Here is a 14,800-nt window from a genome sequence, read left to right on the forward strand (position 1 = left end):
CGCGGCGATGCCGGGCGGGCGCGGGGGGCAGACCGCGGATTGCATGCCGGGGCGGTGGGCTGGCCACCGAAGCCGCCGCCAGGGCGCGCCTGGCGGGCGCGGAGCGTACCGTCCCGCATTCTGGCCGGGTCGGCCGCCGACGGCACGTCGAAGGCACCGCGCGCCGACGACCGAAGATCCCGGCCAGGTTCTTCGTCGGCGGTCGGCGGGTTCGACCCGGCCGGATGTCCCGGCGGGCCGAGCCGCCGCGCTCAGCAGGTCGGTCCGGGCGTCAGCGCTTGGCCGCGCCGCCGGACGACACCTCCTCGTGGTAGTCCTCCTCGACGTTGACCTCCCACACGTCGTGCTTCGTGCCGTCGATGATGTTCTCGACGGTCAGCATGGCGGTCAGCATCGAGTGGTCCTGGTTGTTGTACCGGTGCATGCCGTTGCGGCCCACCGGGTGCACGTTCGGCGTGTTCTCGGCCAGCCAGGCCCGAATGATATCGACGTTGCTCTTGTACTGCATGTCGTAGTACGGGTACGCCTTCGGCATCCGCACGACGTATCCCTGCTCGACCTGGGACGCCCGGATGAGCCCGAGCTCGACGAGTTCCTTGGTGGCCAGCTTGACGAGGTCCTCGTCCGAGCTGCTCCACGTCTCGTCGCCCTCGAAGACGAAGTACTCCAGCCCCAGACAGGTCCGCCCGTCCTTCACCAGGAACGGCGACCAGGAGGCGAAGTTCTGGATCCGGCCGACCTTGACCGTGGGGGAGTGGATGTAGATCCAGTTGTCCGGGAACCCGGCCGACTCCGGCACGACGAGGGCGACGGTGAGGAAGTCGCGGTATTTCAGCGCGTTCGCCGCGGCCAGGACGTGGTCGGGCACCGGCGGGTCCATCACGCGGACCAGCGACGAGAACGACATGGACGAGATGATCTCGTCGGCGGGGTACTGGTACTCGCTGCCGATGTCGGTGCGCGACGACTCCGGCGCGCCGGCGCCCGGGCCGTAGCCGCCGGTCACCGTGGTGGTGACGCCGGTCGCGCGACCGCCCTCGTGATGGATCTTACGGACCTTCTCCTCGAAGACCACCCGACCGCCCTGCTTGACGATCTTGTCGGTGGCGGTCTCCCACATCATTCCGGGCCCGTACTTGGGGTACTGGAACTCCTCGATGAGGGAGGTGATGTCGGTCTGGTTCCGCTTGGGCAGCACCGAGTTCACGATGGCATTCATCATGGACAGGCTCTTGATGCGCTGCGCCGCCCAGTCCGACGGCATCTCGCTGACCGGAACGCCCCACAGCTTCTCGGTGTAGGTCTTGAAGAACGTGCGGTAAAGCCGCCAGCCGAAGCGGGCCACCAGCCAGTTCTCGTAGTTGCTCTGGTCGGCCGGCGGACGCACGCGGGCCGCGGCGTAGGAGGCGATGCAGCGCGCCGCCTCCACCAGGCCCAGCCCGCCGAGCGCGTTCGTCGCCTTCAGCGGGTAGTCGAAGAACTTCCCGTTGTAGTAGATGCGGCTCGATCGCGGCCGGAGCAGGAAGTCCTCGTCCGGCAGGATCTCGTGCCAGAGCTTCTCGACCTCAGGCACCTTCGTGAAGAAACGGTGGCCGCCGATGTCGAAACGCCAGCCGTCCCGCTGCGCGGTACGGCTGATTCCGCCGACGACCGAGTCACCCTCGATAATCGTCACGGGCACGTCCCGTTTCACCAGCTCCCAGCCGGCGGACAGACCTGCCGGCCCGGCTCCGATGACGACTACCTCTGGCTTTTCGGTCACTGTGCCGGACCTCTCCTCAACACACCTTCATGGTCACTCCCGCGGCCGGATGCGGGGCATCGGCCGCCGGGGGCGCCGGACCCTGGGACCGGCCTCGGGGGGAAGTCTCGCATGCGGACGGGTGTGACCCGCCCGCACCCCCTCGCGGTCACCGGCTCGATCATCCGTGGTACATCCGGACTATTCCCCCTGTCCCCCCGGCGATCGGGTGAGTCCGTCGGCCGTGCCCCGGCCCGCCTCTGGCATCGTGCGGGCATGGGTTTGCCTGCATCCGGCCCGCGGCGGCCGGTCGCGGCGCGGCCCGAAGGTGCTGACCCGGGTCCGGACCGGACGCTGCCGGCGATCCTCGTCGGCTGGTGCGCCGTCGCCTGGGGCATCGCGGCGAAGGACGGCCGGTATGGCGCCTGGGCGATGGCCGCCGTCCTGCTCGGCACCGCCGCCGCCGCGTTCGCCACCGTCCGTCACCGCCCGCCGTCCGAGTCCTCCGTGTCCGCGTCCGCGGGCGTCGCCGCCGGCCGCGGGCGGGCGTGGGGCAATGCCTGGCTGCTCGTCGCGATCACCGTCGGGTTGGGCCCGATCGTGCGCCATCCCCGCTACTACGCCGCCGGGCCGCTGGCCGCCGCGGCCGACGCGCTCGCGATCGTCGCCGGTCTGCTCGCCGCCGCCGTCCTGGTGGCGCTGTCCGCACGGCCGGCCCGCGGGAGACCGGTGCCGGCGGGTCTCGCGGCGGCGCGGCGGGTGCTCGGCTCGCCCGCGCTGTTCTGGGTCGTGCTCGGCCTGGCGGGAGCCGCGGGGGTCGCCACCATCCGGGCGGCGCCCGCGCCCCGCATCGACGTGTTCCACCTGCTGCAGGTCTCCACGTCGGGGCTGGCGCACGGCGCGGACATGTACCGCCAGCAGTGGGCGCCGAGCCGGGCCGCCTACCCCGTCGACGGCCTGTTCGACGTCTACCCCTACCTGCCGCTGACCTCGGTGCTGCTCGCGCCGTCGCGGCTGCTGCTCGGCGACGTCCGCTACGGCCTGCTCCTGGCGCTCGCGGCGGCGGCGATCTGCGCGCGCCGCCTCGCCACCGGCCCGCGCGGCGGAGACGGGACGGTCCGCGACGGCGGTGCCGGCGATGCTGGTGCCGGCGGGGCTGGTCGGGGCGGCGCGGACGGGAGGGTGGTTGCGGTCGCCGTGCTGCCGCTGCTGGTCGTGATCCTGCCCGAGTCGATGTACGCGTTGCAGCAGTCGTGGACCGAACCGCTGCTGGTCGCCTGCCTGGCGGCCATGGTGCTGGCCGTCCGGGGCGGCCACGGGCGCACGGCGGTCGTCGCCCTCGCCCTCGCGCTGGCCACCAAGCAGCACATCGCCCTGCTGCTGCCGGTCGCGGCGGCCTGGCCGCGGTTCGGCCCGCGCCGCACGGCGGTGGCCGCGGGCGCCGCCGCGCTGCTCGTCGTCCCGTGGGTGCTGGCCGGACCGGGGGACTTCGTCGACGACGCCGTCTGGACGAACCTGCACTACCGGGTGCTCGGCCATTCCCTGTCCGTGCCGGGCTGGGCGTCGCACTTCGGGGTCACGCTCGGCTTCGCGCCGGCCGTGGTGGCGCTGGTTGCCGCGTATGCCGCCGCCTGGCGTGCGCGCGGCGACGCCACCGGATTCTGCCTCGGGGCCGCGCTGGTCCTGCTCGCCGTGGACCTGATGAACAAGCAGACGTTCTTCAACCACTACACGCTGCCGATGGGCCTGCTGGTCCTGGCCGCCGCGGCCCTCGGTTCCGGCCGCGGCGGCCAGGTCGCGGGCGTGCCCGCCCAGGCCGCCGCCGGTCAGGGAAGCGCCGCCGGCGAGCCCGGCGCCGCCGGTCAGCGCAGGGTGGAGAAGCGTTCCAGCGACGCGCCCTCGTAGAGATTGCGCCGCTCGACCTGGACGGTCCGGTCGCGCAGGGTCGCGAGCTGGTCGGACAGCACCGCGCAGGCACCTTCCAGGAACCGGTACCCGTCGGCGCGCACGAGCAGCACCGCGTGGTCGGGGCCGGCGAGCTCGTTGACCTCGGCGGCGAACGTCGTGCCGTTCGCCCGCTGCATCCGGTCGGCGTAGTCGACCCAGTCGACGAGCGCCGGGCCGGTGTTGTCCGCGTACACGATCTCGCGGACGGTCAGCGGGCCGTGCCGGACCAGCGCCCGGTGCACGGCCGGGCCGAGCTGGTCGGGGCAGAAGGCGACCACGTCGCCCGGCCGCGCGAGCGCGCCGATCCGTCCGGCGATCTCCCCGGCCTGGGTGCGTTCGGTGCGGGCGAGCTGCCAGCCGCCGACCAGCCCGCTGAACACGGCCACGACCAGCACGATCGCCCGCACCCGTGTGCCCGGAAGCTGGGCGATGCCCAGGGAGGCCAGCAGCAGGCAGGCCGGCAGGGCGATGCCGGTGTACCGCTCGGCGTACGCGCTGCCGCCGAACATGTTCACGAAGTACGCCAGCACCAGCGGCAGCAGCCAGATCGCCGCCAGGTAGCGGCCCGGCACCCGGCCGGTCACCCGGACCGCGAGTTCCCGCCTGCCGACCGGCCGGGCGGTCAGGCCGATGAGCGCCCCGCCGAGCAGCACCACGCCGAGCAGCGCGCCGGTCGACTGCGGCCCCGCCCAGTCGAACACCGTGTCGAGCAGCACCTGGGCCTGCACCTTCGGCGCCCACGGGGTGCCGGTGTGCAGCATCTGGAACAGGAACGACGGCATCCATGGGGCGAACAGCGCCGCCGAGGCTGCCATCGCCGCGAACGCCCGCAGCGTGACCCGGCGGTAGTGCGGGCGCCGGTGAGCCTGCACCAGCAGGAACGCCGCCACCGTGAAGATCACCAGGAACGTCCAGTAGTGGGTGTAGACCAGCGCCGCCGTGGCCAGCGTCAGCGTCGCCAGCCGGGGCAGGGTCGAGCGTTCCAGCGCGCGCACCGCCGCGAACCCGAACACCAGCACCAGCAGCACGACCAGCGAGTACATCCGGGTCTCGCTGCCGTAGCGGATGGCGTACGGGGAGCAGGCGAACATCAGCAGCGTCGCCACGCCCACCCACCTCGGGGCGTCCCGCTCGCCGTTGCCGGCGGCGAAGGCGATGCGCCCCACCCGGCGTCCAGCGAGCCACGCCAGCGGCAGCGTGAGCAGCGACAACACGCCCGACAGGGCCCGGACCGCGATGTCGCCGTCACCGAAGACGCTGATCCAGCCGTGCAGCAGCAGGTAGTACAACGGCGGTGAGCCGTCGTGGCGCAGCGCGTGGAGCAGGTCCGGCACCGGCCGGGAGGCGATCGCGACCGTCAGCGACTCGTCGAGCCACAGGTGGCTCGGCGTGGCGAACCGCATGACCGCGCCGACCGCGACCGCGACCGCGACGGCGGCCACCAGCAGCCGCGGAACCTGCGGCACGATCCAGGCCCCCGCCGCGCGCCCCAGCCGCTCGACGCGCCCGACCCGACGCCGCCGATCCACCGGTGCTCGATCCCCGGGCGCCGCCCCGCCGGAGGGCGCTGCTGGTGGCGGGGTCGTCGTCGGCGTCGTGGCTGGCGCTGGAGGCGGCGGTGCGGGCGTCGTGGTCGGCACCGTCGCCGGGACTGCGGCGGTCGCTGTACCGGCGGCGGTCGGCGCCGTCGCCGGAACGGCGGTGCTGCCCGTGTCGGCGGCGTTGGCCGGGGGGACGGCGGTGCTGGCCGTGTCGGCGGTGCTGGCCGTGTCGGTGGTGGTGGTGGCCGTGTCGGCGGTGACGGGGACGGTCGCCACGTCCGCGTCGCCCACGGGGCTCTCGGGCGGGTCGCCGTCCGGTGCCTGCCGGGGCGCGCGCGGACCGGGCAGAACAGTCGGGCCGGACCCGGCCTCCCGGCCGGCGGCTGCCGTTCCGGGTGCGTCTGCGTCCACGATGGGAACGCTACCCATCCTCATACTGCACGATCTTGCCTCCCATCGGGGACCCCCGGCTCGTCGGGGGTGGCGCTGGCTCTCGCGGCGACGGCGTCCACCGGCCATCGGCCCGCCGTCAGCCTGTCATCCACCCGTCACCCCGGCGCCGGATGCCTGCGCGCGCAGTGCCGCGACCCGGGCCCGGAGACGTTCGAGGTCGTCCCCTGCCCCCGCCCCGACGGACCCGACGCCGCCGCCGGAACGGGCGACGTCCGGGCCCTCGCGCTTTAGTTCTGCGCGCTCCAGTCCTGCGCGCTCCAGCTCTGCGTGTTGCGGGCCTTCGCGTTTCGAGTCCTGGCCGTCGAGCTCCTCGTCGTCCAGCTCCTCGTCGTCCTCGGCGAGCTGGCCGGCGATCTCCCCGGCCAGCAGGGCGGCGAGTGACGTCAGGCGCCGCCGGCCGCCCGCGTTGCGCACCGCGTGGCGCACCGCGGGGCCGTTCACGGCGACGATCGACAGGTGCGTCGCCGCCCGGGTGAGCGCGGTGTAGATCAGCGGGCGGGTCAGCATCCGGCCGGCCTCCGGGGGAAAGACGGCGACGACCGCCGGCCACTCGCTGCCCTGCGCCCGGTGCACCGTCACCGCCCAGCCGTGCCGCAGATCGCCGAGGATCCCCGCGGGCACCTCGACGACCCCCCCCGGGAAGGCGACCCGCAACGCCCCGCGTTCGCCCGCGGCGACGACGGTGCCGATCTCGCCGTTGGCGAACCCCACGTCGATGTGGTTGGCCGTCGCCACCACCCGGTCCCCGACGTCAAATCCCGACACCGCGCCCGCGCCCGGGTTGAGGACGCGTTTGAGCGCCGCGTTCAGCGCCCCCGTGCCGGCGGGCCCGGCATGCACCGGCGTGACGACCTGGATGTCGGCGACGGGGATTCCCAACGCCCGCGGAATCGAGTCGGTGACGAGCTGCACGGTGCGGTGCGCGGCCTCCCCGGAGCTGCTCGAGGGGACGACGACGACCTCGCGGCCGGGGCCGGGCGGGGGCGGCGGCAGCTCCCCGCCGCGCACCGCGGCGGCCATCAGCGCGATCGCCCCGCCGTCGACCTGCCGGTAGAGCCGGCGCAGCTCCGTCACCGGGACCTCGCCGGACTCCAGTAGATCGGTGAGGACCTGGCCCGGTCCGATGCTCGGCAACTGGGCGGGGTCCCCGACGAACATCAGGTGGGTGCCCTCGGCGCAGGCGTCGAGCAGCGCGGCGGCGAGTTCCGCGTCGAGCATCGACGCCTCGTCGACGACGACGAGATCGGCGTCGATCGGGTTGTGCTCGCCGCGGGCGAAGCCGCCGCCGCGGCCCTGCGCGCCGAGCAGCCGGTGCAGGGTGCTCGCCGGCGCCCCGCACAGCTCCTCCAGCCGCTTGGCGGCCCGACCGGTCGGCGCGGCGAGCGCGACCTCGGCGTCCGCCGCCCACGCCAGGCGGACCACGGCGGCGACGGTGCGGCTCTTGCCCGTCCCCGGCCCGCCGGTCAGCACGCTGACCCCCGACTCCAGGGCCGCCCGGGCCGCGGCGAGCTGGACCTCGTCCAGGCCGCCCACCGGGTCGTCCCCGGACCCGCCGGACGATCCCTGCAGGCCGGTCGGGCCGGTCGGGCCGGTCGGGCCGGTCGGGCCGGTCGGGCCGCCGGCGTCCGCGGCCTCGGACGTCCCGTCCGGCCCGGCGTCGCCAGTCGCCCGGTTCCCGCCGCTCGGCGGGTCGTCATCCGCGGCGTCCTCGTCGTCGAACATCAGCGCGGTCGGCGGCGGCCCGGCCGCGGCGGCCACGGCCTGCGACCCGTCGTCATCGTCGTTGTCGTCGTCCTCGTCCGGGCGGCGGCGGACCCTCGGCGCGCCCGCGCGCAGCGGCTCCGCGGTGGCCACCAGCCGTTCGATGCCGTCGGCGATGGACTGCTCGGCCATCGCGTAGCGCTCCAGCGCGATCCGGTCGCCGACGGCGATGATCCGCCCGTCGTCGAGGGCGGCGTCCAGCGCCCGGTGCGGATCGGCCACCCCCTCCCGAGCCGCGGCCTGCAGCACGGCGTCGACCGGGCCGGCGGTGTCCCCCGCCCGCGTCGCCGCCCGGCCCAGCAGGTGGGTGAGCACCGCGGGGCCGCGGCGCGGGTCGTCTCGGCGCAGCCCGCGGCGGCGGGCGAACCGGTCGGCCTGGCCGATCTCGGCCTCGGCGGCGGTCAGCAGCATCCACGGGTCGGCCCGCAGGGCCTCGGCGGCGGTCGGGCCGAGCCGCTCGGTGGCCCCCCGGGCGAGGCGGGCCGGGAGGTCCGCCGCGACGAGCAGTTCGACGACCGCGTACGTGCCCGCGGCAGCGCGGAAGCTGTCGGCGAGCCGGCGGGCCCGCGGGCCGGTGACCCCCTCGACGGCGCCGAGCCGGCCGAGGTCGACGTGTTCGGGCCGGGTGATGCCGGCGGCGGGCAGGCGGGCGGCCGTCGTACGGCCCAGCCCCGGCCACAGCGCGGCCTCGCAGAACGCTGCGAACACCGTCGTCGGGTCCACGGCTGCGTCGGCATCGACCGGGTCGGCTCCCGGGGCGGGACCGGCGGTGTGGGCGGCTCCCGGGACGGGATCGGGTCCCGGAGCGGCGGCGGTCGGGTACTCGTCGGGCATGCCGGGAAGCGTAACGACGCACCACTCGGCGCCCGGCGAAGCCCGCTGGGTAGCGTGGTATCACCGGTGGCCGTGCCAGGGCGCGCCGTGGTCCGGACCCGGCGTGTCCGGCGCCACGGCCTCGCGTCGCGCCTGGTCGGCCACCCGCGGGTCCGGTGGCGTCGCGGACCCGTCCGACCTCGAAGGGACCGACCGGTTGACCACTGTGTTGCTGGTCCGCCACGGCCTGACCGCCGTCACGGGCAAGATCCTCCTCGGCTGGACCCCCGGCGTCAGCCTGGACGAGCGTGGCCGGCGGCAGGCCTCGGACCTGGCGGGCCGGCTCGGGGACATCCCGCTCGCCGCGATCGTCAGCAGCCCGCTCGAGCGCTGCCGCGAGACGGCGGGCACGATCGCGGCCCGCCGCCCCGACGGCCCGACGGCTCCCGGCGGGGTCCAGCCGGTCGCCGTCGACGAGCGGTTCGGGGAGTGCCGCTACGGGGACTGGACCGGGCAGGAACTCGCCGTCCTGGCCAAGGATCCGCTGTGGGCGGTGGTGCAGAGCCATCCCAGCGCCGTGGTCTTCCCCGGGCCCGAGGGTGAGGCGCTGCGCGACACCCAGGCCCGCGGCGTCACCGCGGTGCGGGAGTGGAACGACCGGCTCGGCCCGGACGCGACCTGGCTGCTGTGCTCGCACGGAGACGTCATCCGCACGATCGTCGCCGACGCCCTGGGCATGCACCTCGACATGTACCACCGCATCACCGTCGACCCGTGCTCGCTGACGGTGATCCGCTACGGCGAGCGGCGACCGTTCGTCCGGCGGATCAACGACATCGGCGGCGACGTCGCCGAGCTGCTCCCGCCGCCGCCCAAGCCCGAGGGGGAGGCCGCTGCGGGCGACGGCGGGGACGGCGGGGACGGCGCCGCCGGGCCGCCCGCCGGGGACGGTGCGGCGCCCCGGCCGGCGCTCAGTCCCGACGAGGTCGTCGGCGGCGGCGCCGGGTCCTACCCGCCCCCCGCCGGCGGGGGAGCGGTCTGAGCGGCCATGGCGCGTCGGATACACGTCTTCGACCCGCCGGAGCGGTTCGTCGCGGGCACCGTCGGCTCGCCCGGCGCCCGAGGGTTCTACCTGCAGGCCCGGGACGCGGCGAGGCTCGTCACGGTCGCGGTCGAGAAGGCCCAGGTCGCCCTGCTGGCCGAGCAGCTCACCGAGCTGCTCGACGAGCTGGGCCGGCGCGGGGTCGCGATGGGGCCGGCCGAACCCGTCGGCGCGCCCGACACGTCGCCGCTGGAGCAGCCGATCGAGGCGGAGTTCCGGGTCGCCACGATCGCCCTCGGGTGGGATCCGCGCGGCAGCCGGGTCGTCGTCGAGGCGCAGGCGGCCGGCGGCGAGGAGTCGGCGTCGGGGTTCAGCGACGACCCGGACGGCCCCGACGCCCTGCGGGTGCTGCTCGCGGCGGGCCCCGCCCGCGCCTTCGCCCGCCGGGCGGGGCGGCTCGTCGCCGCCGGGCGCCCGCGGTGCCCGCTGTGCGGCCTGCCGCTCGACGAGGACCACGTCTGCCCGCGGCAGAACGGGCACCGGCACTGATGCGCGCCATGCGCCCGCACGGCCTGCGGGACAGGCCTGGTCGGGCGCCGGTCTCGGGGCTCGGCCGGGGGCGCGGCGTGCGGGTTCGCCCCGGAGAGACCCCGGTCACCACCCGGACCCGGCGACAGAGCCGGCGCGTAGCGGACACACTGGGCTGATGGGCGTTCCCGCGGCGGGTCCCCCTCCGGGGCGGCGGCTGCCACTCGATCCGATCGACGGCGGCGGCCTCGACGCCCCCGCCGCGCTCGACCTGCTGCGTCGCGGCGAGCTGGCGGTCAGCGCCAGGCTCGCCGACGCCAGCAACGCGACGCTGTACTGCGACATCACCGCGGGCGACGTCGCCGGCCGCTGCGTCTACAAGCCGGTGCGCGGCGAACGGGCGCTGTGGGACTTCCCCGACGGCACCCTCGCCGCTCGCGAGCTGGCCGCCTACGAGGTCTCCGCGCACCTCGACCTCGGGATCGTGCCGCCGACGGTCCTGCGCGACGGCCCGTTCGGCGAGGGCATGGTCCAGCTCTGGATCGACACCGACGTCACCGTCGACCTGGTCGCCCTCACCCGCTCCGACGACCCGCAGCTACGCCGGATCGCGTTGTTCGACGCCGTCATCAACAACGCCGACCGCAAGGGTGGGCACCTGCTGCCCGCGCCGTCGGGGCGCATCCACGGCATCGACCACGGCGTCACCTTCCACACCGAGGGCAAGCTGCGCACGCTGCTGTGGACGTGGCGGGGCCGCCGGCTGGTCGCCGAGGAGACGGCCCTGCTCGGCTGCCTGCGCGAGGCACTCGCCGGCGACCTTGGTGACCGGCTCGCCGAGCTGCTCACCGTCGCCGAGTCCGGCGCGCTGGCCGCTCGGGTGGAGCGGCTGCTCGACGAGGGACGCTTCCCGCTGCCCTCGGGGGACTGGCCGCCGATCCCGTGGCCGCCGTTCTGAACCGTCGCCGTTCGGAACCGCCTGCGTTCCGCATCGTCGGTTTACTGACGGTGATGTTGCGATCTGTGTCCGTTTTCGCAGGTCGGTTACGGGATGGTTACCCGTCTTGTGCCCGCCGGCGGAACGGTTCGCGGTTACTCTGACACGCATGCAGGCGTGGCCATCTCCTCCGATACGTCCACTTCCAGGCTCCGGCCGGCCCTTGCGGATCTTCGACACGGCCACGTCGAGTGTGCGGGCCCTGGATTCCGCGCCCACGGCCCATCTCTATGTCTGCGGCATCACGCCGTACGACGCGACGCATCTGGGTCACGCGTTCACGTACCTGACGTATGACCTCGCGCAGCGGGTTCTGCGGGATTCCGGGCATGACGTCCTTTATGTGCAAAATGTTACGGACGTCGATGACCCGTTGCTCGAGCGTGCCGACCGGGACGGTCTGGACTGGCGCGACCTCGCCGCCCGGGAGATCGCGCTGTTCCGCGAGGACATGACCGCGCTGCGGATGCTCGCCCCGGACTCCTACATCGGCGTGGTCGAGGCGATCCCGATGATCGTCGACATGGTCGCCGAACTCGTGGACCGGGGTGCGGCCTACCACGTCGACGACGACCTGTACTTCTCCGTTGCCGCCGCCCCCGCGTTCGGTGACATTTCCCACCTGTCCCGGGCCGAGATGCTCGCGATCTGCGCCGAGCGCGGCGGCGACCCGCACCGCGCCGGCAAGAAGGACCCCCTCGACCCGCTGCTGTGGCGGGCGCAGCGCCCCGGGGAACCGTCGTGGCCGTCCCCGTTCGGCCCCGGCCGGCCGGGCTGGCACATCGAGTGTTCGGCGATCGCCCGTCACCACCTCGGCGGCGTCGTCGACATCCAGGGCGGGGGCACCGACCTGTCGTTCCCGCACCATGAGTGCAGTGCCGCGCACGCCGAGGTCGCCGCCGGTGCCCGCCCGTTCGCCCGCAGCTACGTGCACACCGCGATGGTCAGCCTCGACGGCCACAAGATGTCGAAGTCGCGCGGCAACCTGGAGTTCGTCTCCCGGCTGCGCCGCGCCGGGACGGACCTGGCCGCGCTGCGCCTCGCTCTGCTGGACCACCGCCACACCGCGGGCTGGGAGTGGACGGCGGGCCTGCTGGCGGACGCGGTGACCCGGGTCGAGCGGTGGCGGGCGGCCGTCGCTCTGCCCGCCGGCCCGGACGCGGCGGGGGTGCTCGCCGCCGTCCGGGAGCGGCTCGCCGACGACCTCGACGCCCCCGGTGCCCTCACCGCGGTCGACGCCTGGGTCGACGCGGCGCTCGCCGACGCCGGCGGTGGTTCTGCCGGCGGCGGTTCTGCCGGCGGCGGTTCTGCCGGCGGTGGATCTGCTGGCAGTGGTTCGGCTGGCGTCGGTTCGTCTGGCGGGTCCCTTCGCGGTTCCGGCGGTGCGGCGGGTGCTGGGGGGGAGGCGCCCGCACTGGTCGCGAGGCTCGTTGACACACTGCTCGGTGTAGACCTTGAACCCGTCCGACCCAGAGGGAGCTGATGGATGGGGGCTCACCACCGCAGTACAGATCCCGGAGCAGCGACCGAACGGCCCGCCTTCGACGAGGTCGCCCACGGCTACGACCCGCGCCAGGTCGACGACTACCTCGCCACGCTGTGGCGGTACGCCAGCCAGGTGACCTCGCGCGCGGCCGCCGCCGAGAGCGCGCTGAGGCACGAGCGGGAGCGCAACGTGGGCGTCACCGGCACCGAGGCGTTCGCCGCCCAGGCCGGCGGTCGGATCGGGCAGATGCTCGCCATCGCCCAGCGGGAGGCCGACGAGATCATCGACGGCGCCCGCCGGATCGCCGAGTCCGCCCTGGAGGAGGTGATCGAGGACGCCGGGGCGAATCATCCGATCGTCCGCGAGGCCCGCGAGCAGGCCGAGAAGCTGCTGCTCGACGCGGTGGAGGAGAGCCGTCGGCTCGCCGTCGAACGCCACCGGGAGCTGGCGGACGAGATCGCCCGCAGCTCCGCGTCCCTCGACGCGCTTCGCCACCAACAGGGCGAGATCATCGGAGCGGTCCTGCGGCTGCGCCGCATCCTCGGCTCCGACGATGTCGACCGCGCCCTCACCGACCTCGCCCGGGCCGGCACGGCCCCGCCGGAGGCGGGCGACGGCGACCCCGCCGCCGGCGGCGCGCGGCAAGGTTTCGTCCCTGGCACCCCCACCGCGCAGGACGGTGCCGTCCCCGGCGCTTCGGCCGCGCAGGCGACCGGCGGCGGCTTTCCGGGCGGACCGGACACGACGGCTCCGACGGCTCCGTCGGTCGTGGACGGGCCGTCGATGCCGTCCACGCCCCCCGTGGGCGTCCCACCCCGGCCGCCCAGGGTGCCCGGTAGCCCCGACGGTCCCGGATCCTCAGCCGCTCCCGGATCCTCAGCCGCTCCGGGATCCTCAGCCGCCCCGGGCCAACACGGCGCCGCCCCGCAGCACGGGACCGGTCAGCAGCATGGGACCGGTCAGCACGGTGCCAGCGATCACGGCGGCGGATCGTACGGCGCAGGCCGGGGCGAAGCCGGGCCGCACGGCACCGGTCAGCACGGCCCGGGCTGGCCGGCGGCCGCGGGTGCAGATGGGGCGGACTGGGACGCTGCGGGCGCCTTCGGCTCGCACGGCGGCACCGCCGGGAACGGGTCCGCCGGAGATGCTCTCGGCCCGGCCGTCGGCGCAGGTGCTGCCGCGGCGGCCGGTCGGGTCTCGGGCCGCCTGGGTGCCGCCGGGCTCGGCCGGCGCCCTCCTGGCCGGCATCGGCAGGGTGAGGTCGCCGACGCCGAGCCGTACCCGGCGAGCGCCGCGCAGTGGGAGCCGGCGGCCAGCACCGCCGGCGTTCCCTTCCGCCGGGGCGCCGACGAGGACATCATCGACGCCGAGATCGTCGAGGAGTAGGGCACCGCCCCTGTCCGCACACCCCAGTCCGCGGCGGCGGCACCGAGTTCCACGCGCCGCTCCGCCCGACCGGGACCCTCCGGGCCCGGCCACCCGGCCACCCGTGCCACAGCCAGGGCCGACCGTGTGGCGGGCCGACCACGCTGGCCGCCCGCCCCGGCCGACCACGCTGACGGCGGTCGGCCGGGGCGGGTCGGACCGTGCGACGGGCCGGCGGGCGGAGTCAGGGCATGAGAGAAATCACTGCCCGCGGCGCCGCAGGTAGCGCTCGAACTCGCGGGCGATCGCGTCGCCGCTGGCCTCCGGCAGCGCGGTCTCCGGCTCCCGGGACTCCAGCGAGCGGACGTACTCGGCGACCTCGGTGTCCCCGGCGGCGAGCTCGTCGACCTGACGCTCCCATGCCTTGGCCCGCTCCGGCAGATCCCCGAGCGGAATCTCGATGTCGAGCAGGTCCTCCACGCGCCGCAGCAGGGCGAGCGTCGCCTTCGGGCACGGCGGGTTCGCGACGTAGTGCGGCACCGCCGCCCAGAACGACACCGACGCCAGCTCCGCCCGGGCGCAGGCGTCGCCGAAGACGCCGACGATGCCGGTCGGACCCTCATAGCGGGACGGCTCCAGGCCGAGCCTCGCCGCCGTCGCCGCATCCCCGGCCGTCCCGCTGATGGGCACCGGACGGGTGTGGGGAGAGTCCGCGAGCAGCGCACCGAGCGAGATCACCATGTCGCTGCCGAGGGCATGCACCGCCTCGATCAGCTCATCGGTGAAGCCGCGCCAGCGCATGTTCGGCTCCAGCCCGCGGATGAGCACCAGGTCCGTCTCCGACTTCGGCGGCCGCGCCACCGACAGCCGGGTGGTCGGCCAGGTGATCTTCCTCGACGCCCCGTCGGTTCCGCTCACCGTCGGCCGGTTCACCTGGAAGTCGTAGTAGTCGTCCGGGTCGATCGCGCCGATCACCCGGGCCTTGAACGCCGTCTCGAGATGCTCCACGGCGGCGGAGGACGCGTCGGCGGCGTCGTTCCAACCCTCGAAGGCCGCTACCACGACCGGCGACCGCAGTTGACCGACGCCGGAAAACTCGATCACCTACCACCTCCTGCCGCCCAGC

General features: G+C 74.9%; 10 protein-coding genes. 6 read left to right on the plus strand and 4 right to left on the minus strand.

Annotated elements, in window-relative coordinates; all coding sequences use genetic code 11:
- Window positions 1-271: 271 nt before the first annotated feature.
- Complete coding sequence (locus tag FF36_RS12435; protein ID WP_044885195.1) at window positions 272-1,762, minus strand: NAD(P)/FAD-dependent oxidoreductase; 1,491 nt, start codon at window positions 1,760-1,762, stop codon at window positions 272-274.
- A 255-nt stretch (window positions 1,763-2,017) separates the two neighbouring features.
- Between FF36_RS12435 and FF36_RS12440 the strand changes: the two genes are divergently transcribed.
- Window positions 2,018-3,646, plus strand: coding sequence for a glycosyltransferase (locus FF36_RS12440; protein ID WP_242422460.1), 1,629 nt, complete (start codon window positions 2,018-2,020; stop codon window positions 3,644-3,646).
- On the opposite strand, the gene FF36_RS12445 is transcribed toward FF36_RS12440, so the two are convergent.
- Together FF36_RS12445 and FF36_RS12450 are read right to left on the minus strand one after the other, a co-directional pair.
- Window positions 3,604-5,640, minus strand: a complete 2,037-nt coding sequence (locus tag FF36_RS12445; protein WP_370657136.1) for a glycosyltransferase family 39 protein — start codon at window positions 5,638-5,640, stop codon at window positions 3,604-3,606. The two genes, FF36_RS12440 and FF36_RS12445, sit on opposite strands and share 43 nt — an antisense overlap.
- Window positions 5,641-5,766: 126 nt before the next feature.
- A complete protein-coding gene (locus FF36_RS12450; RefSeq protein ID WP_082121867.1) occupies window positions 5,767-8,277 on the minus strand; it encodes an AAA family ATPase in 2,511 nt (836 codons plus the stop codon).
- A gap of 196 nt (window positions 8,278-8,473) precedes the next feature.
- Here FF36_RS12450 and FF36_RS12455 point away from each other — a divergent pair, with 196 nt between their 5' ends.
- The 5 genes from FF36_RS12455 (at window position 8,474) to FF36_RS31505 (ending at window position 13,695) form a co-directional block, all read left to right on the plus strand.
- A complete protein-coding gene (locus FF36_RS12455) occupies window positions 8,474-9,298 on the plus strand; it encodes a histidine phosphatase family protein (RefSeq protein WP_044885247.1) in 825 nt (274 codons plus the stop codon).
- A 6-nt stretch (window positions 9,299-9,304) separates the two neighbouring features.
- Window positions 9,305-9,847, plus strand: coding sequence for a DUF3090 family protein (locus tag FF36_RS12460; RefSeq protein ID WP_044885197.1), 543 nt, complete (start codon window positions 9,305-9,307; stop codon window positions 9,845-9,847).
- A 157-nt stretch (window positions 9,848-10,004) separates the two neighbouring features.
- Window positions 10,005-10,784 carry an SCO1664 family protein gene (locus FF36_RS12465; protein ID WP_044885198.1) on the plus strand — a complete coding sequence of 260 codons (780 nt, stop codon included), beginning with the start codon at window positions 10,005-10,007 and terminating at the stop codon, window positions 10,782-10,784.
- Between the two features lie 148 nt (window positions 10,785-10,932).
- Window positions 10,933-12,306, plus strand: coding sequence for a cysteine--1-D-myo-inosityl 2-amino-2-deoxy-alpha-D-glucopyranoside ligase (mshC, locus tag FF36_RS12470; RefSeq protein WP_199865380.1), 1,374 nt, complete (start codon window positions 10,933-10,935; stop codon window positions 12,304-12,306).
- 3 nt (window positions 12,307-12,309) lie between these two features.
- Window positions 12,310-13,695 carry a DivIVA domain-containing protein gene (locus tag FF36_RS31505; RefSeq protein WP_052681072.1) on the plus strand — a complete coding sequence of 462 codons (1,386 nt, stop codon included), beginning with the start codon at window positions 12,310-12,312 and terminating at the stop codon, window positions 13,693-13,695.
- A 240-nt stretch (window positions 13,696-13,935) separates the two neighbouring features.
- On the opposite strand, the gene FF36_RS12480 is transcribed toward FF36_RS31505, so the two are convergent.
- The gene (locus FF36_RS12480; protein WP_011604006.1) at window positions 13,936-14,778 is read right to left on the minus strand and encodes a PAC2 family protein; all 843 of its coding nucleotides are present in this window, start codon (window positions 14,776-14,778) and stop codon (window positions 13,936-13,938) included.
- Window positions 14,779-14,800 lie beyond the last annotated feature (22 nt).

Origin of the sequence: Frankia torreyi, assembly GCF_000948395.1 — a bacterium.
GTDB classification, from domain to species: Bacteria; Actinomycetota; Actinomycetes; order Frankiales; family Frankiaceae; genus Frankia; species Frankia torreyi.

Coding starts and splice junctions, on each gene's coding strand:
- FF36_RS12440 (WP_242422460.1), top strand. CDS start 2,018: ATGGGTTTGCCTGCATCCGGCCCGCGGCGGCCGGTCGCGGCGCGGCCC.
- FF36_RS31505 (WP_052681072.1), top strand. CDS start 12,310: ATGGGGGCTCACCACCGCAGTACAGATCCCGGAGCAGCGACCGAACGG.
- FF36_RS12460 (WP_044885197.1), top strand. CDS start 9,305: ATGGCGCGTCGGATACACGTCTTCGACCCGCCGGAGCGGTTCGTCGCG.
- mshC (WP_199865380.1), top strand. CDS start 10,933: ATGCAGGCGTGGCCATCTCCTCCGATACGTCCACTTCCAGGCTCCGGC.
- FF36_RS12465 (WP_044885198.1), top strand. CDS start 10,005: ATGGGCGTTCCCGCGGCGGGTCCCCCTCCGGGGCGGCGGCTGCCACTC.
- FF36_RS12450 (WP_082121867.1), bottom strand. CDS start 8,277: ATGCCCGACGAGTACCCGACCGCCGCCGCTCCGGGACCCGATCCCGTC.